This window comes from Paenibacillus endoradicis, from assembly GCF_024721975.1.
In genome coordinates this window covers 858,359-874,274 of record NZ_JANQBB010000002.1, presented here as the reverse complement: position 1 = coordinate 874,274, position 15,916 = coordinate 858,359, and the positions used below count along the sequence as shown (strand labels likewise).

At 35.6% G+C, this 15,916-nt stretch carries 13 protein-coding genes; 11 read left to right on the top strand and 2 right to left on the bottom strand.

All coding sequences use genetic code 11. The features are described 5' to 3' along the window. Positions 1–39: 39 nt before the first annotated feature. Both NV377_RS09820 and NV377_RS09815 read right to left on the bottom strand, forming a co-directional pair. The gene (locus NV377_RS09820) at positions 40–984 is read right to left on the bottom strand and encodes a ring-cleaving dioxygenase (protein ID WP_258201018.1); all 945 of its coding nucleotides are present in this window, start codon (positions 982–984) and stop codon (positions 40–42) included. 119 nt (positions 985–1,103) lie between these two features. Further along, on the bottom strand, positions 1,104–1,547 hold the full coding sequence (locus NV377_RS09815) for a MarR family winged helix-turn-helix transcriptional regulator (RefSeq protein ID WP_258201017.1): 444 nt from the start codon (positions 1,545–1,547) through the stop codon (positions 1,104–1,106). A gap of 378 nt (positions 1,548–1,925) precedes the next feature. On the opposite strand from NV377_RS09815, the gene NV377_RS09810 reads away from it, so the two are divergent. From NV377_RS09810 to NV377_RS09760, 11 genes are all read left to right on the top strand, one after another. Next, positions 1,926–2,486: a hypothetical protein gene (locus NV377_RS09810; RefSeq protein ID WP_258201016.1), complete on the top strand. Its 561-nt coding sequence runs from the start codon at positions 1,926–1,928 to the stop codon at positions 2,484–2,486. 22 nt (positions 2,487–2,508) lie between these two features. Further along, entirely contained in the window at positions 2,509–3,990 is a 1,482-nt protein-coding gene (locus NV377_RS09805) for a methyl-accepting chemotaxis protein (protein ID WP_258201015.1), read from the top strand. Between the two features lie 328 nt (positions 3,991–4,318). Further along, positions 4,319–5,368 carry a 2,3-butanediol dehydrogenase gene (locus NV377_RS09800; RefSeq protein WP_258201014.1) on the top strand — a complete coding sequence of 350 codons (1,050 nt, stop codon included), beginning with the start codon at positions 4,319–4,321 and terminating at the stop codon, positions 5,366–5,368. A gap of 361 nt (positions 5,369–5,729) precedes the next feature. Further along, positions 5,730–8,066 (top strand): ABC transporter permease, encoded by a 2,337-nt coding sequence (locus NV377_RS09795; RefSeq protein ID WP_258201013.1) that lies wholly within the window; start codon positions 5,730–5,732, stop codon positions 8,064–8,066. 50 nt (positions 8,067–8,116) lie between these two features. Then, positions 8,117–8,896 carry an ABC transporter ATP-binding protein gene (locus NV377_RS09790; protein WP_258201012.1) on the top strand — a complete coding sequence of 260 codons (780 nt, stop codon included), beginning with the start codon at positions 8,117–8,119 and terminating at the stop codon, positions 8,894–8,896. Between the two features lie 77 nt (positions 8,897–8,973). Further along, complete coding sequence (locus NV377_RS09785) at positions 8,974–9,618, top strand: TetR/AcrR family transcriptional regulator (RefSeq protein WP_258201011.1); 645 nt, start codon at positions 8,974–8,976, stop codon at positions 9,616–9,618. A gap of 79 nt (positions 9,619–9,697) precedes the next feature. After that, positions 9,698–10,987 (top strand): MFS transporter, encoded by a 1,290-nt coding sequence (locus tag NV377_RS09780; RefSeq protein WP_258201010.1) that lies wholly within the window; start codon positions 9,698–9,700, stop codon positions 10,985–10,987. 170 nt (positions 10,988–11,157) lie between these two features. After that, positions 11,158–12,249, top strand: coding sequence for a nitric oxide synthase oxygenase (locus NV377_RS09775; protein WP_258201009.1), 1,092 nt, complete (start codon positions 11,158–11,160; stop codon positions 12,247–12,249). A 236-nt stretch (positions 12,250–12,485) separates the two neighbouring features. Continuing rightward, entirely contained in the window at positions 12,486–13,493 is a 1,008-nt protein-coding gene (locus NV377_RS09770) for a phage lytic cycle repressor MrpR family protein (RefSeq protein ID WP_258201008.1), read from the top strand. A gap of 233 nt (positions 13,494–13,726) precedes the next feature. Next, complete coding sequence (locus tag NV377_RS09765) at positions 13,727–14,053, top strand: YnfA family protein (protein WP_258201007.1); 327 nt, start codon at positions 13,727–13,729, stop codon at positions 14,051–14,053. Between the two features lie 274 nt (positions 14,054–14,327). Then, positions 14,328–15,908 (top strand): response regulator transcription factor, encoded by a 1,581-nt coding sequence (locus NV377_RS09760; protein ID WP_258201006.1) that lies wholly within the window; start codon positions 14,328–14,330, stop codon positions 15,906–15,908. Positions 15,909–15,916 lie beyond the last annotated feature (8 nt).

Genomic DNA, 15,916 nt, shown 5'->3' with positions numbered 1-15,916 from the left:
CTTCATTGTGAATAAAAAGTAGCACCGAAAGCATACACATTAAGAATGTAGTGGTGATAATGAAGCTTCTATTTCAGCGCGTCGTCCTTCAAGAAACGGTGGTAGATCTAGATGTTTGCCTAGCTCTGAAATGTCTGAGTCCACCATAAAGCCAGGACCATCTGTAGCAAGCTCAATCATAATGTTGTTGCGATCTCGGAAGTAAACACTTGTAAAGTAGTAGCGCTCAACGACACCAGTTGTAGAATAGCCTAGACCTCTTATAATCTCATTCCACTTAGCAAGTTCTTGTTGATCAGCAACGCGAATCGCAAGATGATGAACACTACCTTTACCAGGACGTTCACGAGTTCCTTCCTCTTGTGTTAATACAATTTCTCCCCATTGTTCTCCTTGAATAGCTTGCAGTATCACACTAGACTCTGAGCTTGTTTTAACTGTATATCCAAACGTATCTCGGAGTAATTCAGTTGTTGCATTCAAGTTGCGAACAGAGATGCCAATAGGTCCCATTCCAAGAATATGATGCTCCTCTAGTACAGGAGAGTCACCCCAATATCGCCAATGCCCGGGAATATCTAATCCTTCATTACTCAATAGTACAAGGCGTAGTCCATCAGGATCTTGGAAGTGTAGCGCATCATATCCATGATAGGTCGTAATTGGGTCATGGATTACTGCCATATCACTTAAGCGTTGCTCCCAATACAAAAGGCTATTATATGAAGGCACTAGCAATCCGATCAAGTTAATTGCATTAGTTCCAGGCTGTGTATGTCCAGCCATTGGCATCTCGAAGAAAGTAAGCTCTGTACCAGGGCTTCCTATTTCATCACCATAAAACAAATGATACATATCCGGTGAGTCTTGATTAACCGTTTTCTTTACTAATCGAAGACCTAATACTCCAGTGTAGAACTGCATGTTTTGTGCAGCGTTTTTAGTAAGCATAGATGTATGATGATGACCTAATATTTGTGTCATAATGTTCGCTCCCTTAATTTTCATTAATGTATTTAATTAATTGGTTATCGATAAAATGTATTGGAAATATAGTCGTAATGAATCAATTGATTAGTCAAGTGATGAGTATGAAGCAATTACTATAAAGGTGGTAATTGCTTATTTTCACTATTTTTATGAATCTTCGTTAGAAGGGTATACAATGTTTTCGTTTCTTCTTCTGTTAATGCTTCATTGAAAAAGGAAGTTTGAAAGGCAAGTTGTGCAGGCATTGCTATATCTAGAATATCCTTACCTTTATTACTTAATACAATAGTTTTTGTCTTCCAATCTTGCTTACGAGTAATGTATCCATCTTGCTCCAAGCGAGCTAACATTCTAGACATTCCACCTTGCGTCACAATGACCTTTTCAGCAAGCTCGGATTGGGTTAATGGTTGGAAGGTACTTATTTGCATAAGGACATCGAATTGAGCTGTTGTTATCTGAAATCTTTTGAGAAAATCATTCGATAATTGGTTACTCTGATTACCAAAGCGCATTAACCTTAACCAAGTTAACGACCCAAGAGTATGCTGATCCATATGATCACTCCTAAAACTTTTCATATCTTCTTGAAAAACTTCTTTGTAAGTAAAAAGTTACATCGGAAGCGTTGGTGTTTATGTTCTTATCATCACTTTACTACGCAAGTGAAAGAAAAGCAAGATAAATATCTTTAATTTAAGATATTTATTGAATGTAGTATTTTTTTTATCTACGATGAAGGCTGAGCACTGCTTCGACTTTCAGTAGAGTATTTCATCACATATTATAATTTAATTATCAAGTAAATTGCTATTTCTTAACAAAACTAAAGTATGAAATAGTACGATAGTTACTTTTTTTGTGATAAAAAATACAACATAATGTAATATATACTGGTTAAATTATGAAATAAAGAGGGAGTGGATGAAACTAGTATGTATAAAAAAGTAGAGAATGAGCTTGAACTTGCGATGTTTAATGGCATTTGGACTACGGTGTGGAGAGAAAAAGGATATGAGTTAGAATTTAGTGAAGACATTCTTGAACAAAATTTAATTTTCACGGAAAAAGGTGAATTTGTCGGAACTGCAGAATTAAAACCATACATACACGATGAACAGCACAAAATTAATGTAATCGCCCCTTTTCATAAACATCCTTTGATATATGGATCGAAAGGTAGGGTGGGTGAAATAGACAAAATTGCGCTCTTAAAAACATATAGAGTTAGTGGAGAATATATATCTCCAATTCTCTCCTCAATTGTACATAGCTCAGCAAAATTTCAACTGAGATATTTGGTTTCATTAATGGAACCTATTTTTATGAGAGCGTTGAAAGTTACCTATAAGGTTCCACTACAGCAACTAGGAGGGAAAATGTTCTATAAAGGTGATTATGTTATTCCTGTCATCTTTGATATAGGTTATATGATTGATCATCCAGAGGAATTTACATGGAATATCAATTCTAAAATGATGCAACCGAGTTATTAAATTTTGAAGAGGCGGATGGAAAATGAATCACAGGTTATCTGAACTAGACAAAAGGAATCGATTATTAGTTAGTATAATGTGGGCGGTACTTGCACTCGGAGTCGTCACTGATATTAGTATCGGACTAGGGTGGGAAATGATTTTACTACTTATTGTCATTGGTTCTATTATGAATACTATTGCAACAGTTATGACCTTTATTAAATCAATTAGTGCTTATGTGAAGTATGTTTTACCTTTTGGACTTAGCTCGATCGTTACTGTATTGATCGTATCTGATCCGGAGCCTGTTATTAGTACTTATTTTCTTATATACGTTAATTTAGGCATAATGACGCTGTACTCTGACTTTCGTCCACTTATACTAACAGGAATATTAGGTGGAGTAGTTACAACGTATATCTACTTAGACCCCATGTTACAACAAAGATTATTTCCCAACGAGTCATTACTATTCCTTTTTTTGTATTTATTTTTTGCTACATTGACACTTTGTGCATCGGCACAATTTACACAACGATTGCAACGTGAAGTCTTCAAGAATGAAGCTGAAGCAGTTCATGCAAGAAAATTAGCAGAGCAGCTTATTGAAAAATTGAAAACTTCAATTTTGATGCTAAATGTATTCAGTTCCTCACAGAAGGAACAAGTTCAGAAAGCTAGTACTATTTCCAAGGAAGTCACGACGACTTTTGGCGAAATGACTGTATCCGTTGAGCAACAAACGAATCATATTATTTCAATTAATGATTCCACGCAACAAATTGATCTTGATATAAAGGAAATGACAGAGAGTTCTGCATTAATGAAGGAGTATTCACAAACTAACGCTAATTTAAATGATAGTAATACGATAAAAATGCAACAAGTAAGTGATGAGATGATGCAACTTCGTCAATCAACGGAGCGAACATTACAAGAAATGAAAGAATTAAGAGCGAAGAATGAGCATGTTAGCGAAATTGTTGATACGATTAATGATATTGCGAAACAAATACATTTGTTAGCACTGAACGCTGCGATTGAAGCAGCTCGAGCTGGAGAACATGGCAAAGGTTTTGCTGTCGTATCAGGTGAAGTAGGCAAGTTAGCAGATCATACAAGACAATCGGTTGATGAAATAAGTGAGCTTTTGTCTAATATTCATCATAGTATTGATGCTGTATATCAATCTGTAGAGCAAGGAAATGATTCTGTTGTTAGAAGTGATCAATCGCTTCAAAGTGCGAATAAAGTCTTAGAACTTGTTCAAACGAATACAAAACTTGCTACAGAGCAAACAAATAAGGTAACAGAATCAACAAAGCGTTTGGGTGATCAATCCTCATTACTTGCACATAGTATGAATAGTATATCAGCTATGACACAGCAAAATATGGCTGCTGTAGAAGAAGTTAATGAAAATATGGAATTGCAGTATGATAACATGGAAAATATGGTCGAGCAATATGAACAATTGGACCAATTACTTCATGAGCTTAAGGAATTAGTAGAACATAAATAATATGAACAAGGACCATCACACACTAAATGTAATGAGTATGTGGTGGTCCTTGCGTAGTTGTGAAACATGTTATCAACTAATATTCGTTTACTATTCAAATCACGAACAGCATTAGAGTAGGCGTATATTCGAATTACTTACTGCACAATATACTGAAAGTGTTTATTTTCATAATTCACATATAAATAGTTAGAATATTTCCAATATTAAGTTAATATCCATTAAATTCAATACCTAGAATTTGTTAATATTGAATTCTATAATCCAGAGGACTACAATAGTGGTGTAAACTTTCGTAATGCACAATACATCATAGGAGATGATCTACATGAAAGCATTGAGATGGCATAACGTTAAAGATATCCGTTTGGAAAATATTGATGAACCTGTAGCCAAAAAAGGCGAAGTGAAATTAAAAATACAATGGTGTGGGATTTGCGGTAGCGATTTACATGAATATACTGCGGGTCCTATTTTTATACCTGCTGATGCCCCTCACCCTTTAACTGGAGATGCTGCGCCAATCGTAATGGGACATGAATTCTCTGGACAAGTTGTTGAGGTTGGTGAAGGTGTTACAAACATTGAGATCGGTGACCGAGTCACTGTTGAGCCAGTTTATTCTTGTGGCAAATGTGAAGCATGTAAGCAAGGTAAATATAATCTATGTTCTTTAATGGGCTTCTATGGACTAGCGGGTGGCGGAGGAGGCTTCTCTGAATATGCATCTGTTCCAGCTCATATGATTCACAAATTACCTGACAATGTATCATTCGAGCAAGGTGCTCTTGTAGAACCGTCAGCTGTTGCACTACATGCTGTGAAACAAAGTAAAGTCAAAGTTGGCGATAAAGTAGCAGTATTCGGTACAGGGCCGATTGGTTTATTAGTTATTGAAGCATTAAAAGCTGCAGGTGCAGCTGAAATATATGCGGTTGAATTATCTCCTCAACGTCGTGAAAAAGCGAACGAACTTGGTGCGATTGCACTTGATCCAAGTGAAAGTGATATCGTTGAAAAATTGCATCAGCTCACAAACGGTGGAGTTGATGTATCCTTTGAAGTAACAGGTGTACCTCCAGTACTAGTTCAAGCGATCAACGCTACCAAATTCAATGGTGAAACAATGATCGTAAGTATTTTCGAGAAAGAAGCATCCATTCATCCACAAAATATTGTGATGAAAGAACGTACAGTTACAGGTATTATCGGCTATCGTAATGTATTCCCTGCTGTTATTAGCTTGATGGCACAAGGATATTTCCCAGCGGATAAATTAGTAACGAAACGTATTTCACTTGATGAGGTTGTAGATGAAGGTTTTGAAGGTTTATTGAAAGAAAGAAATCACATAAAAATTCTCGTTAAAGCTGAATAATTCTAGTGCAAGTTTTGGACAACCTCAGCTAGTGAGAAATCGAATAGTAAAGATGTAAGTTTATTGTAAGATATGAAGTTTAATGTAGGAAACCTTTTTGCCGAGTATTTATTGGATAGTGGCTTGCCACAGTAATCCGATAAATACTCGGCTTTTTAATGTTTATAAGCACTTAACAAATTCATTATTTGACATTAAAAACCATATCTTATATGATTCTTCTCATACATAGATGCTATCAAAGATATACTTCATGAACTCAAACAACATAGCCTCATGTGATATATGAATACAGTTAAAGGAGGGTAGACTTTCGCTCTTTTGATAATAGAATAGCTGTACGGAGAGGAGATTCGAAAGCATGATATTGAACATGCTAAGAAAGGATTTGGCTCACAATAAAGGAATTACAATCGCACTTATTGCATTTGTCGTATTAGCATGTTTACTCATAGCAACAGGTACAAGAATGATTATGGATTTGACTGGATCATTACAACAATTATTTGTTCAATCCAAAACACCTCACGTCGTTCAGATGCATGATGGGCAATGGAATGAAGAACAGTTAACGCAGTGGTCAAAAAATAATGAGATGGTCAAGCAGTATCAATTTGTACCGATGCTCAATATTGATGGCTCAAATGTTACGATGGCTGGGCAGAACGAGGGTAGTAGTATTATGGATATGTACTTCGTTCGGCAAAATACACAATTTGATTTCTTACTTAACCTAAAAGGTGAGCAAGTAGTAGTAGACGAGGGTGAAATTGCTGTTCCTATTTATTATATGGAGCAACGTCAATTGCAAATTGGTGATCAGCTTCATTTCACTGGGGAACGATTTGACCGCACTTATACGATTGTTGATTATGTGCGTGATTCACAGATGAATGCCTCAATCGTCCATTCTAAGCGATTTGTTATTCATGATTCTGATTTTCAATTATTACAACAACATATTGGTCAAGTGGAATATTTGTTTGAATTCCGTCTGCATGATTACAGCCAATTATCTACATTTATTCAATCCTATGCAGATGCAGACTTGCCTAATCAAGGACCCATGATTGACTATGCTTTATTCAAAATGTTAAACGCTATAACAGATGGTCTTATCGCAGCTGTGGTCATAATAGTAAGTGTTATACTAATCGGGATTGCTTTATTATGTATTCGATTCACATTACTTGCTACGCTCGAAGAAGATTATCGCTCAATAGGTGTAATGAAGGCGATTGGAATTAGCCATTCTGTAATTAGCTCAATGTATATGGTGAAATATATATTCATTTCTATTGTTGCAGCGATTATAGGCTATGGATTATCACTCTATATTTACAGTATATTTTCGGGAAATATGTGGTTATATCTTGGTGAGGTACCAGCTACCATCTCAACATATGTTGTTACGATAGGCGCTGTAATGCTAGTTATCGGTCTAGTTGTACTGTTCTGTATGAATGTATTACGAAAATTCAAACGTATTGCTGTAGTAGAGGCGCTACGTTCAGGGAGTATGAAAGATACAGTAGTAAGAAAAAATCGAATGCCATTAAGTCAGAGTTCATCATTGCCACTTTCTATTTTTCTTGGGCTGAAGGATATTATTCAAAGACCTAAAATCTTTCGATTGTTATTCACATTGTTTGTTATTACAACCTTTATTGCGATCGTGCCACTTAATTTTTTGACTACGATTCAATCTCCTAGTTTTATCTCGTATATGGGAATAGGTCAAAGTGACATTCGAATTGATCTACGATCAACTTCAAATATTGAGCAAAGATATGAACAACTATTAACCTATGCACAAAAGGATAAAGATGTCGTCAAACTTGCTGGAATGCAAAGTAGTCAATACAAAATGAAAAATGAAGAAGAAGGTACGTATGAAAATATTACGGTCGAGCGTGGGGAATTTACCGTGTTTCCACTGGATTATTTAGAAGGCCGTGCTCCTATGTATGAAGGTGAGATTGCACTCTCTTATACAAATAGCAAAGAGCTTGGCAAAGGATTAGATGATCTGCTTATTCTTCGATTAGATCAGCGTGATGTAGCAATTACAGTTGTTGGTATATATCAAGACATAACGAACGGTGGTAGAACAGCTAAAGCTAATTTAGATCATCCAGGAGAAGCAACACTTTGGTATGTTATTAATCTTGATGTTGCTGATGATGCTAATCTTACTAATAAAATTAAGCAATATGAGGAGCAGTTTTCTCCAGCTAAAGTTACAGATCTACAAGGCTACTTGAATCAGACATTAGGCAATACGACTAAGCAATTGCAACTTGTAACTTGGCTAGCGATAGCTGTTGCAATAATTATTATCGTATTGATTACAACGCTATTCATGAAGCTGATCATAGCAAAAGATAAGCATAACATTAATATCATGAGAAACATTGGAATATCGGAGCGAACAATTGGTGGGAAATATATCGTTATTTCACTAGTCGTGATCTTTATTTCTATACTATTAGGCTTACTTTTTGCACATTTATTAGGTCAACCTTTCGTAAGTATTCTCATGTCCTTTTTCGGAGCATCTAAAATTACATTTATCGTAAATCCATTATGGGCTTATCTATATTGTCCGTTACTTCTAATTGCAACTGCAGTTATTACAACATTAGGTAATATCATGTTTATGGATAAAAGACGAGCATCAAGGATGACGGTGGAATAGCGCTAACTATATGTAATGAATTAGCGAGGATAAATTAGAGGAGGAGAGAAATGGAGACATTAGATCGGTCGATATTAGAAGTTACAAAAGTAAGTAAAGTCATTCCATATGATACGAATGAAGATCGTATAATCTTAAAGGAAATTAATTTTCAACTTAAGCAAGGGGAATTTGTGGCAGTAATGGGCCCTTCAGGATCAGGAAAGTCTTCTCTTTTATATGCAGTAAGTGGTATGGATACAGTGAGCTCTGGTACTGTTCATTTTAAAGATGAAGCAATCACAAGTTTTTCTGATAAAAAATTGGCTAGTCTTAGATTGAATCATATGGGATTTGTATTTCAACATATGCACTTACTCAATCAATTGAATGTATTTGATAATATATTGCTAGCAGGTTATGCAGCTCGGAAATCAGCGAGGACAGTCGTCATTGATCGAGCAAAATTATTAATGAATCAAATTGGTATTTCTGAGCTTTCACAACGTAATATTACGGAAGTATCGGGAGGGCAATTGCAAAGAGTGGCAATTTGTCGAGCATTAATTAATGAACCGGATATATTATTCGGTGATGAACCGACAGGTGCATTGAATTCTAAGGCGACCGAAGAAGTTATGAATATTTTTGCGAATATTCATGAACAAGGAACAAGTTTACTTCTTGTTACTCATGATGTGAAAGTTGCTATTCATGCGGAGAGAGTATTATATATGTTGGACGGGGAAATTGTTGCTCAGTATGAACTTGGTAAATATGATCGTCAACAGGAGAGTTTAAAATTACGTGAGAAGCATTTGAAGAAATGGCTAGAGCAGTTAGACTATTAACGATATAGACATAAATTGGATTTAATGTTACCATCATTATAGACTGACGGTCGGTCTATAATGATGGAGGTTATGTTATGAGAATAACGAAAAAACCTGAAGAGCGTAAACATGAAATATTGGATGCTGCGGCCATGTTATTTACAACAAAGGGCTATGTCAAGACTACCATTAACGATATATTACTCGAAGTGGGTATTGCAAAGGGTACGTTCTATTATCATTTTCAATCCAAAGAAGAAGTAATGGATGCGATTGTGATGAAATTTATTAATCAAGGCGTCGCTGCTGCTCAACATATTGCTAAAGATGCTACGTTGAACGCACATGAGAAGCTGTTTCGTATACTAGGAGCGCAAAGTCATGAAACTGACCAAAAAGGTGAAATGATCGAACAACTCCATCAGATTAACAATGCAGAGATGCATCAGAAAAGCTTGGTAGAGACAATTTTAAGATTAACCCCGATTATTACAACGGTCGTGGAGCAAGGTATTCGCGAAGGGATTTATAATACACCTTCACCACGTGAAGTGGTTGAGTTTCTATTGGTATCCTCACAGTTTTTGTTAGACAGAGGGATTTTTCCATGGAGTGATGAGGAACTCGTTAAAAAAGCACACGCTTTAGCTTATATGATCGAGAAGACGTTAGGTGCACAAGAGGGAAGTTTCGCGTACATACCGATGATGTATGAAACCATGATTACACAAGAAGAATGAACACGCAACAACAGGACAATTATAATTGAAGCCCAAATACATTCGGCTTTGTAACTGTTACGAAGGGTGGAGAGTACTAATGACTAGTCAAAAATCATTCAAAAAATTTCTGGTAGTCTGGTTTGGACAATTCATATCTTTAATCGGCATTGGCATTACTGCATTTTCGCTTGGTGTATATGCATTTGAACGTACACACTCAGCAACAAGCGTTGCTTTAGTGACGTTGTTTACATTTTTGCCATCTATTTTGTTAAGACCAATTGGCGGTTTACTAGCGGATCGAATGGATCGTAGATTATTAATGATCATTGGTGATATTGGTGCAGCAGCAGGTCTAGTATTTATTCTTATCATGTTGGAAGCAAGGGAGTTGGAGTTATGGCATATTTATATGGGTGTAACGATTAGCTCAATATTCTCTGCATTACATAGTCCAGCCTATAAAGCCTCTGCGACAGATTTATTGTCTGAGGAACAATATTCGAAGGGGAGCGGACTCGTACAATTAGCGGAATCATCTAAGTTTCTCTTCGCCCCCGTTATTGCGGGCATTCTGTTAAGTGTGACGACGATTGAGACGATTCTACTGATTAATATTGGAACTTTCCTAATCGCCATCATAGCCATTTTTGTTATTAAAAAAAGCATTGCCGTTGATCGTTCCGATCAAGTCAATGAACATTGGATGACTGAGTTTTTAGAAGGCTGGTATACAATTAAGCGTAATAAAGGTGTATTACTATTAGTAATCATTATTTCTATTACTACGTTTTATATAGGTTTATTGGAAACCTTAATAGGCCCAATGATGCTAAGTTTTACTGATGTACAAAGTCTAGGTATCTTTCAATCTATCAGTGCAATAGGAATGCTTATAAGTAGTTTAATTATCGGAATGGTAACGCTGACAAGACGTTATGTAAGTATGTTAATTATCGGACTTATTATCGGAGGTATTGCATTCTCATTAATAGGTTTGTCGACGAATATTATATTTATTATGATCGCAGGTTTTATTTTCTTAGCTGCTTTGCCTTTTGTTAATACGAGTGCAGATGTATTAGTGCGACAGAACATACCGAATGAGAAACAAGGAAGAGTATGGGGGATGATCGGCATTCTTTCACAATTAGGATTCATTGCTGCGTATTGCTCAGCAGGTTATCTAGCTGACTATTTGTTTAATCCATGGCTTGCTGAAGATGGAGCATTAGCTTCTACAGTAGGAAGCATTATCGGTACAGGCCCAGGTAGAGGGATTGGATTGATATTCATTATTGCTGGCATATTTGTAGTTACAATAGGAGTATTAACTTCTAGACTTCAATCCATTCGTGAACTTGATTATGTCAAAATTGGTAGTTAATACAGACCGCACAGTGGTAATATATAACGATTATGTGACGAATGATGAATATTTAAATTGGTATGATATTATTAGGCGAAGCGTGTATTCATATTGTACTTATACAGGATAGTACGGCGCTGCCATCGTATTTTACGAAATATAGGTGAAGTAAGGATCGAAAGTCAGCGATGAATATAGAGAAAATAGTAACGGAAGCCAGTACATTTATTACAACAATGTATAATGAGCTACAATATAGCCAACAGCAATTAGAAGATCGATTGGCAGCTGTTTCAGCCTCCATTTCGAGTGTAGGTAGTTATCTTCATACAGAGGAAGAACTCCAATATGGTGCGAGAGTAGCGTGGCGCAATAATAGTCGATGTATCGGGAGATTATTTTGGAAGTCACTTATGATTGCAGACTGTCGACATCTAAGTAATGCAGATCAAATCTTCGATGCATTGCTCAGTCATATTGAGCGAGGGACGAATGATGGCCGAGTTCAGCCACTCATTACAATCTTCCCACAAAGAAGTACTGAGCTTACTATAAAAATATTGAACCATCAGCTCATTCGTTATGCAGGTTATCAAATTGGAGATCAGATTGTTGGAGATCCGGACTCTATTGCTTTTACAACTTTATGTAGGGAACTTGGATGGCGCGGCGAGGGAACTGCTTACGATGTATTGCCGCTTGTTATCCAGATCAATAATGAGCGACCTTGTTATCGTAGTATTCCTCTTGAATATATTAAAGAAGTGAACATTGAACACCCTAATTTTACGTGGTTTCATGAGCTTCAATTACAATGGTACGCTATTCCAATCGTATCAGATATGGAATTAGAAATAGGCGGTATTCGTTACACAGCTGCTCCTTTTAACGGCTGGTATATGGGGACCGAGATTGCTACTCGTAATTTTGGAGATGTGCATCGATATAATATGTTGCCTGTCATTGCCAAAAATATGGGGCTAAATATAAGTAGTAATCTAACGATGTGGAAAGATAGAGCACTGGTGGAATTGAATGAAGCGGTAATCTATTCCTATAAGAAAAACAAAGTAAGTATTGTGGATCATCATACAGCATCAGAACAATTCCGTTTGTTTTGCGAACAAGAACAGCAAGAGCAGCGTGAAGTTAATGCTCGTTGGTCGTGGCTGATCCCTCCGATGTCGCCTACAACAACGGTTATATGGCATACTCGCTATAATGAAATTGATGTGAATCCTAACTATTATCGCAAGCAACAATGTCCTTTTCATAAGTGAAAAGAATAATATAAAACATAAAAAATTCCTCTATTGATATATGGAGGAATTTTTTATGTTTAAAATAACACTACTTTATTTATCATTATATGAATTAAATTACTCATATAAATGTGAAATAATGAAAAGAATGGTTTGTAATTTGTTATTTTTTGGTTTATAATACAATGAATTTATTGCTATTTTTATGGGGATAGACCGTGAAATTTACAAATATGTAAAGGGGATAAATCTAGATGCCTCAGCAAACCTTAATCGCTCAAATGTATAATGAAGACATCAAGTTAAGTTATCTTAAAAGATATGAGAATGTTGACACTAAAGAAGTGTATGGCAGGATTTTTAAGAAATCAGCCCAACTGGAACAACAACTTAAAAAGGATTTATACGATTTTAATGAAGAAGAGCTAAGGTTATTCGTGATGCAAATACTGCAGCCAAAAACGAAAGAGAGTTCACGTTCTATTTATTCAACAATATCTTCTTATTTAGAATGGTCAATTAGTGAAAATTATTCACATCATATCGTAAATCCATGGAAAAAACGTGGACAAGATTATATATACGGACTAGTTATGCATGTCAAAAATTATATGTCTTATGATGAGAAGCAATATATATTAAGTAAATTAATTAATGCTCAAGATAAATTTATTATCGAAGCGTTATGGAACGGTGTGCAGGGTGATAAACTCATAGAGTTAGTAACGTTAATGATGAATCACGTTAATGATGAATCAAATACTATTGTACTTATGAATGAGAATAAAGAGAAAATTAGAGAAGTAATTGCATTTGATGGCCAACTTTGCAATTATGCAATTCAAGCAAACGCTCAGCGACTTTATATTAAGAAGAATGGTCAATGCAGCGAAAACACGATATCAGAAAGCGCTGAACTAGTAGAATCTAATTATATAATAAAAAGATCAAATACAAAACATAAAGGTGATAAGTCCTTTACGACCCATTATACTGTATACAATCGTATAGAGATGTTTCGTGAGTTAAGAGATATGGATGTATTCTCTAACGTTCTTGTTACGAAAAATATTGTTAGAAGCGGAATGATCTATCATGCATTATTGTTGTACAAGCGTGATGGGGTATTAGGTCGAGAGCAGATTGAAGAAATTTGTAATCGCTTTAACGTTAAATTCAAGTGGTCAATGAAAGACTTCTTGAATATCGATCATCTTAATAAATTATACCCTGAAGAAGTAAAAGAGTTAGCAACGGTCTAATATTATCAATTAATAAAGCTAGTACATAGTAAACTATATTGTTAGTAGATCATAGTTATCAATTGGCCAATTACGTAACGTAATTAGTTTTGAGATATCATTGATCTACTTATTTTTTTGAGTGAGCAATATATGAGGCGATGGATGAATAATGTTACTGTGTATATTTTTTGCAGTATTATAGGTATTCTATCTCGATCGTAGTATGATTAAATATGGGGGCGAATTAGAATATGTTGTTAGGATTAATACTTTTCGTAGTGGCGGGGATTGCTGAAATCGGAGGAGGATATTTGATTTGGCTATGGCTAAGAGAAGGTCGTCCTGCTTACTTTGGCGTACTTGGTGGAATTTCGTTAGCGTTATATGGAATCGTTGCAACGTTTCAAAACTTTCCATCATTTGGACGGGTATATGCGGCCTATGGTGGGGTTTTTGTTGTATTGTCTGTCTTATGGGGTTGGGGTGTAGACAAAAAAATGCCAGATTTATATGACTGGTTAGGTGCAGCGATATGTGTTGTGGGCGTAAGCGTTATCCTATTTGCGCCAAGAGGATAACAATATACAGATATCAGAGCCAATTTGCATACGAGCTACTTTACTGAACAAACTATAGTTGATTAAATATATTTAATTTAATAAGAAGATTCTTTATATTATAGGGTACACATGTGATGAACGAACAATATACACTGGATGTAATCGATTACATCATGATATCTGCTTATGCCATGTATATGAGGATAAATCAGCTTAGATAATGCTTCCGAAGCTACTTTTTATTATAAGTAGCATCTCAAGAAGCCCATAAAAAGGTTTTAGGGGGTTGCATATGTACAAAGTATTAATAGTAGATGATGAAATTTTCGTTCGTAAAGGGATTATTGGTTTAATGGATTGGAATAAGCTGCAATATGAGATATGTGGTGAAGCGGAAAACGGTCTACAAGCAGTTGAAATGATCGAACAGTTGAAACCAGATCTTGTTATTGCTGATATTCGCATGCCCATATTAGATGGCTTAGCCTTAATTAAGGAAGTTAACGAAAAAGGAAAACACCAACCATTATTTATTATTATAAGTGGATACCATGATTTCTCATATGCACAGCAAGCTTTACGCTACCTGGTATCAGATTATATATTGAAACCCGTTGATGAAAAAGAACTAGAAGATACATTACGTCGTGTAGCTAGTACATTATCGAAAAAAAGGTTAACGACATTAACAGGTGAAAAACCGTTAACTGACTCAGTTATTGAAACGTTATTAAATACAGAGTGTAGCGAGCAGGATGCAAAGCAATTAGCAGAAGCACTACATATTCCATTTAGCGGAAACTATTGTTATGTCACCGTAGAAGTACATGATTCACAGTTGCGTAATAGTGACTATAATCATGTGCTTCTTAGTCAACTTGATAATCTGTTGTACGGCATTACTGAAAAAGTAGACTATCATATTCCTATTCATGTTCAAATGAAAAATCAATTCGGTCTGATTATCGAAATAGATAAATTAAAACAAGCGTTGATGACTTTTAGTCCAGAAGAAGCTTTTCGCTTATTGCAGTTAGCACTTGTTAAAGGTATAGAAGTTCCTATTACTATATATGTAGGGCTAGAAGTTAATCTACTGAATATAATCGCAAGCTCAGCGATTTCTGCGAAAGAAGCTATGAATTATAAGTTTGCTGAAGATGGCAAGAGTGTTATTTTCTCGAATGAAGTAAGCGGTACGGTATTGTATTATTTTGATGTTGAAACCTCTATTCATAATAATTTACTTGAACAGATTGAAGAGAATAAACATGATGCATACACACAAACTATTGATCAAATGTTTCAACAATTCAGATCGATGCGGTTTGCTCCTAGCGCAGTTGCAAATGCACTGACCCGTTGTACGATAGGTATTATTAATATTGTTCGACAGATGGAGGGCAAGGAAGAAGAGCTAAAGTTGCTACCTGAAATGTTAGGTTGGCAGAAAAAGTACAGTAGACTTTCTGAAGTTCAGGATGTCTTCCTTCGTTTTGTTCAAGAAGCTTCCCAATATATATTGGATCGACGCGGGGAACAAGGTAAAGGTAGTATCGAGAAGATTAAGAAGTATATCGATAATCACTATACTGAAAATATTAACTTGAAAGGAATAGCAGCTAAATTCTATATGAATTCTGTCTATCTAGGGCAGTTATTCCGCAAATCATATGGGGCGTACTTCAATGAATATTTACTCAGTATTCGTGTAGAAGAAGCCAAAAAACTACTTAGACAGACGGATATGAGAATGTATGAGGTCGCAGAAAAAGTTGGATTCCAAAATGCAGATTACTTCGTAACTCAATTTGAAAAATTAGAAAAAATGACACCTACCGATTATCGTAATAAAATATTAGGCAAAAAATAACTAGGTGG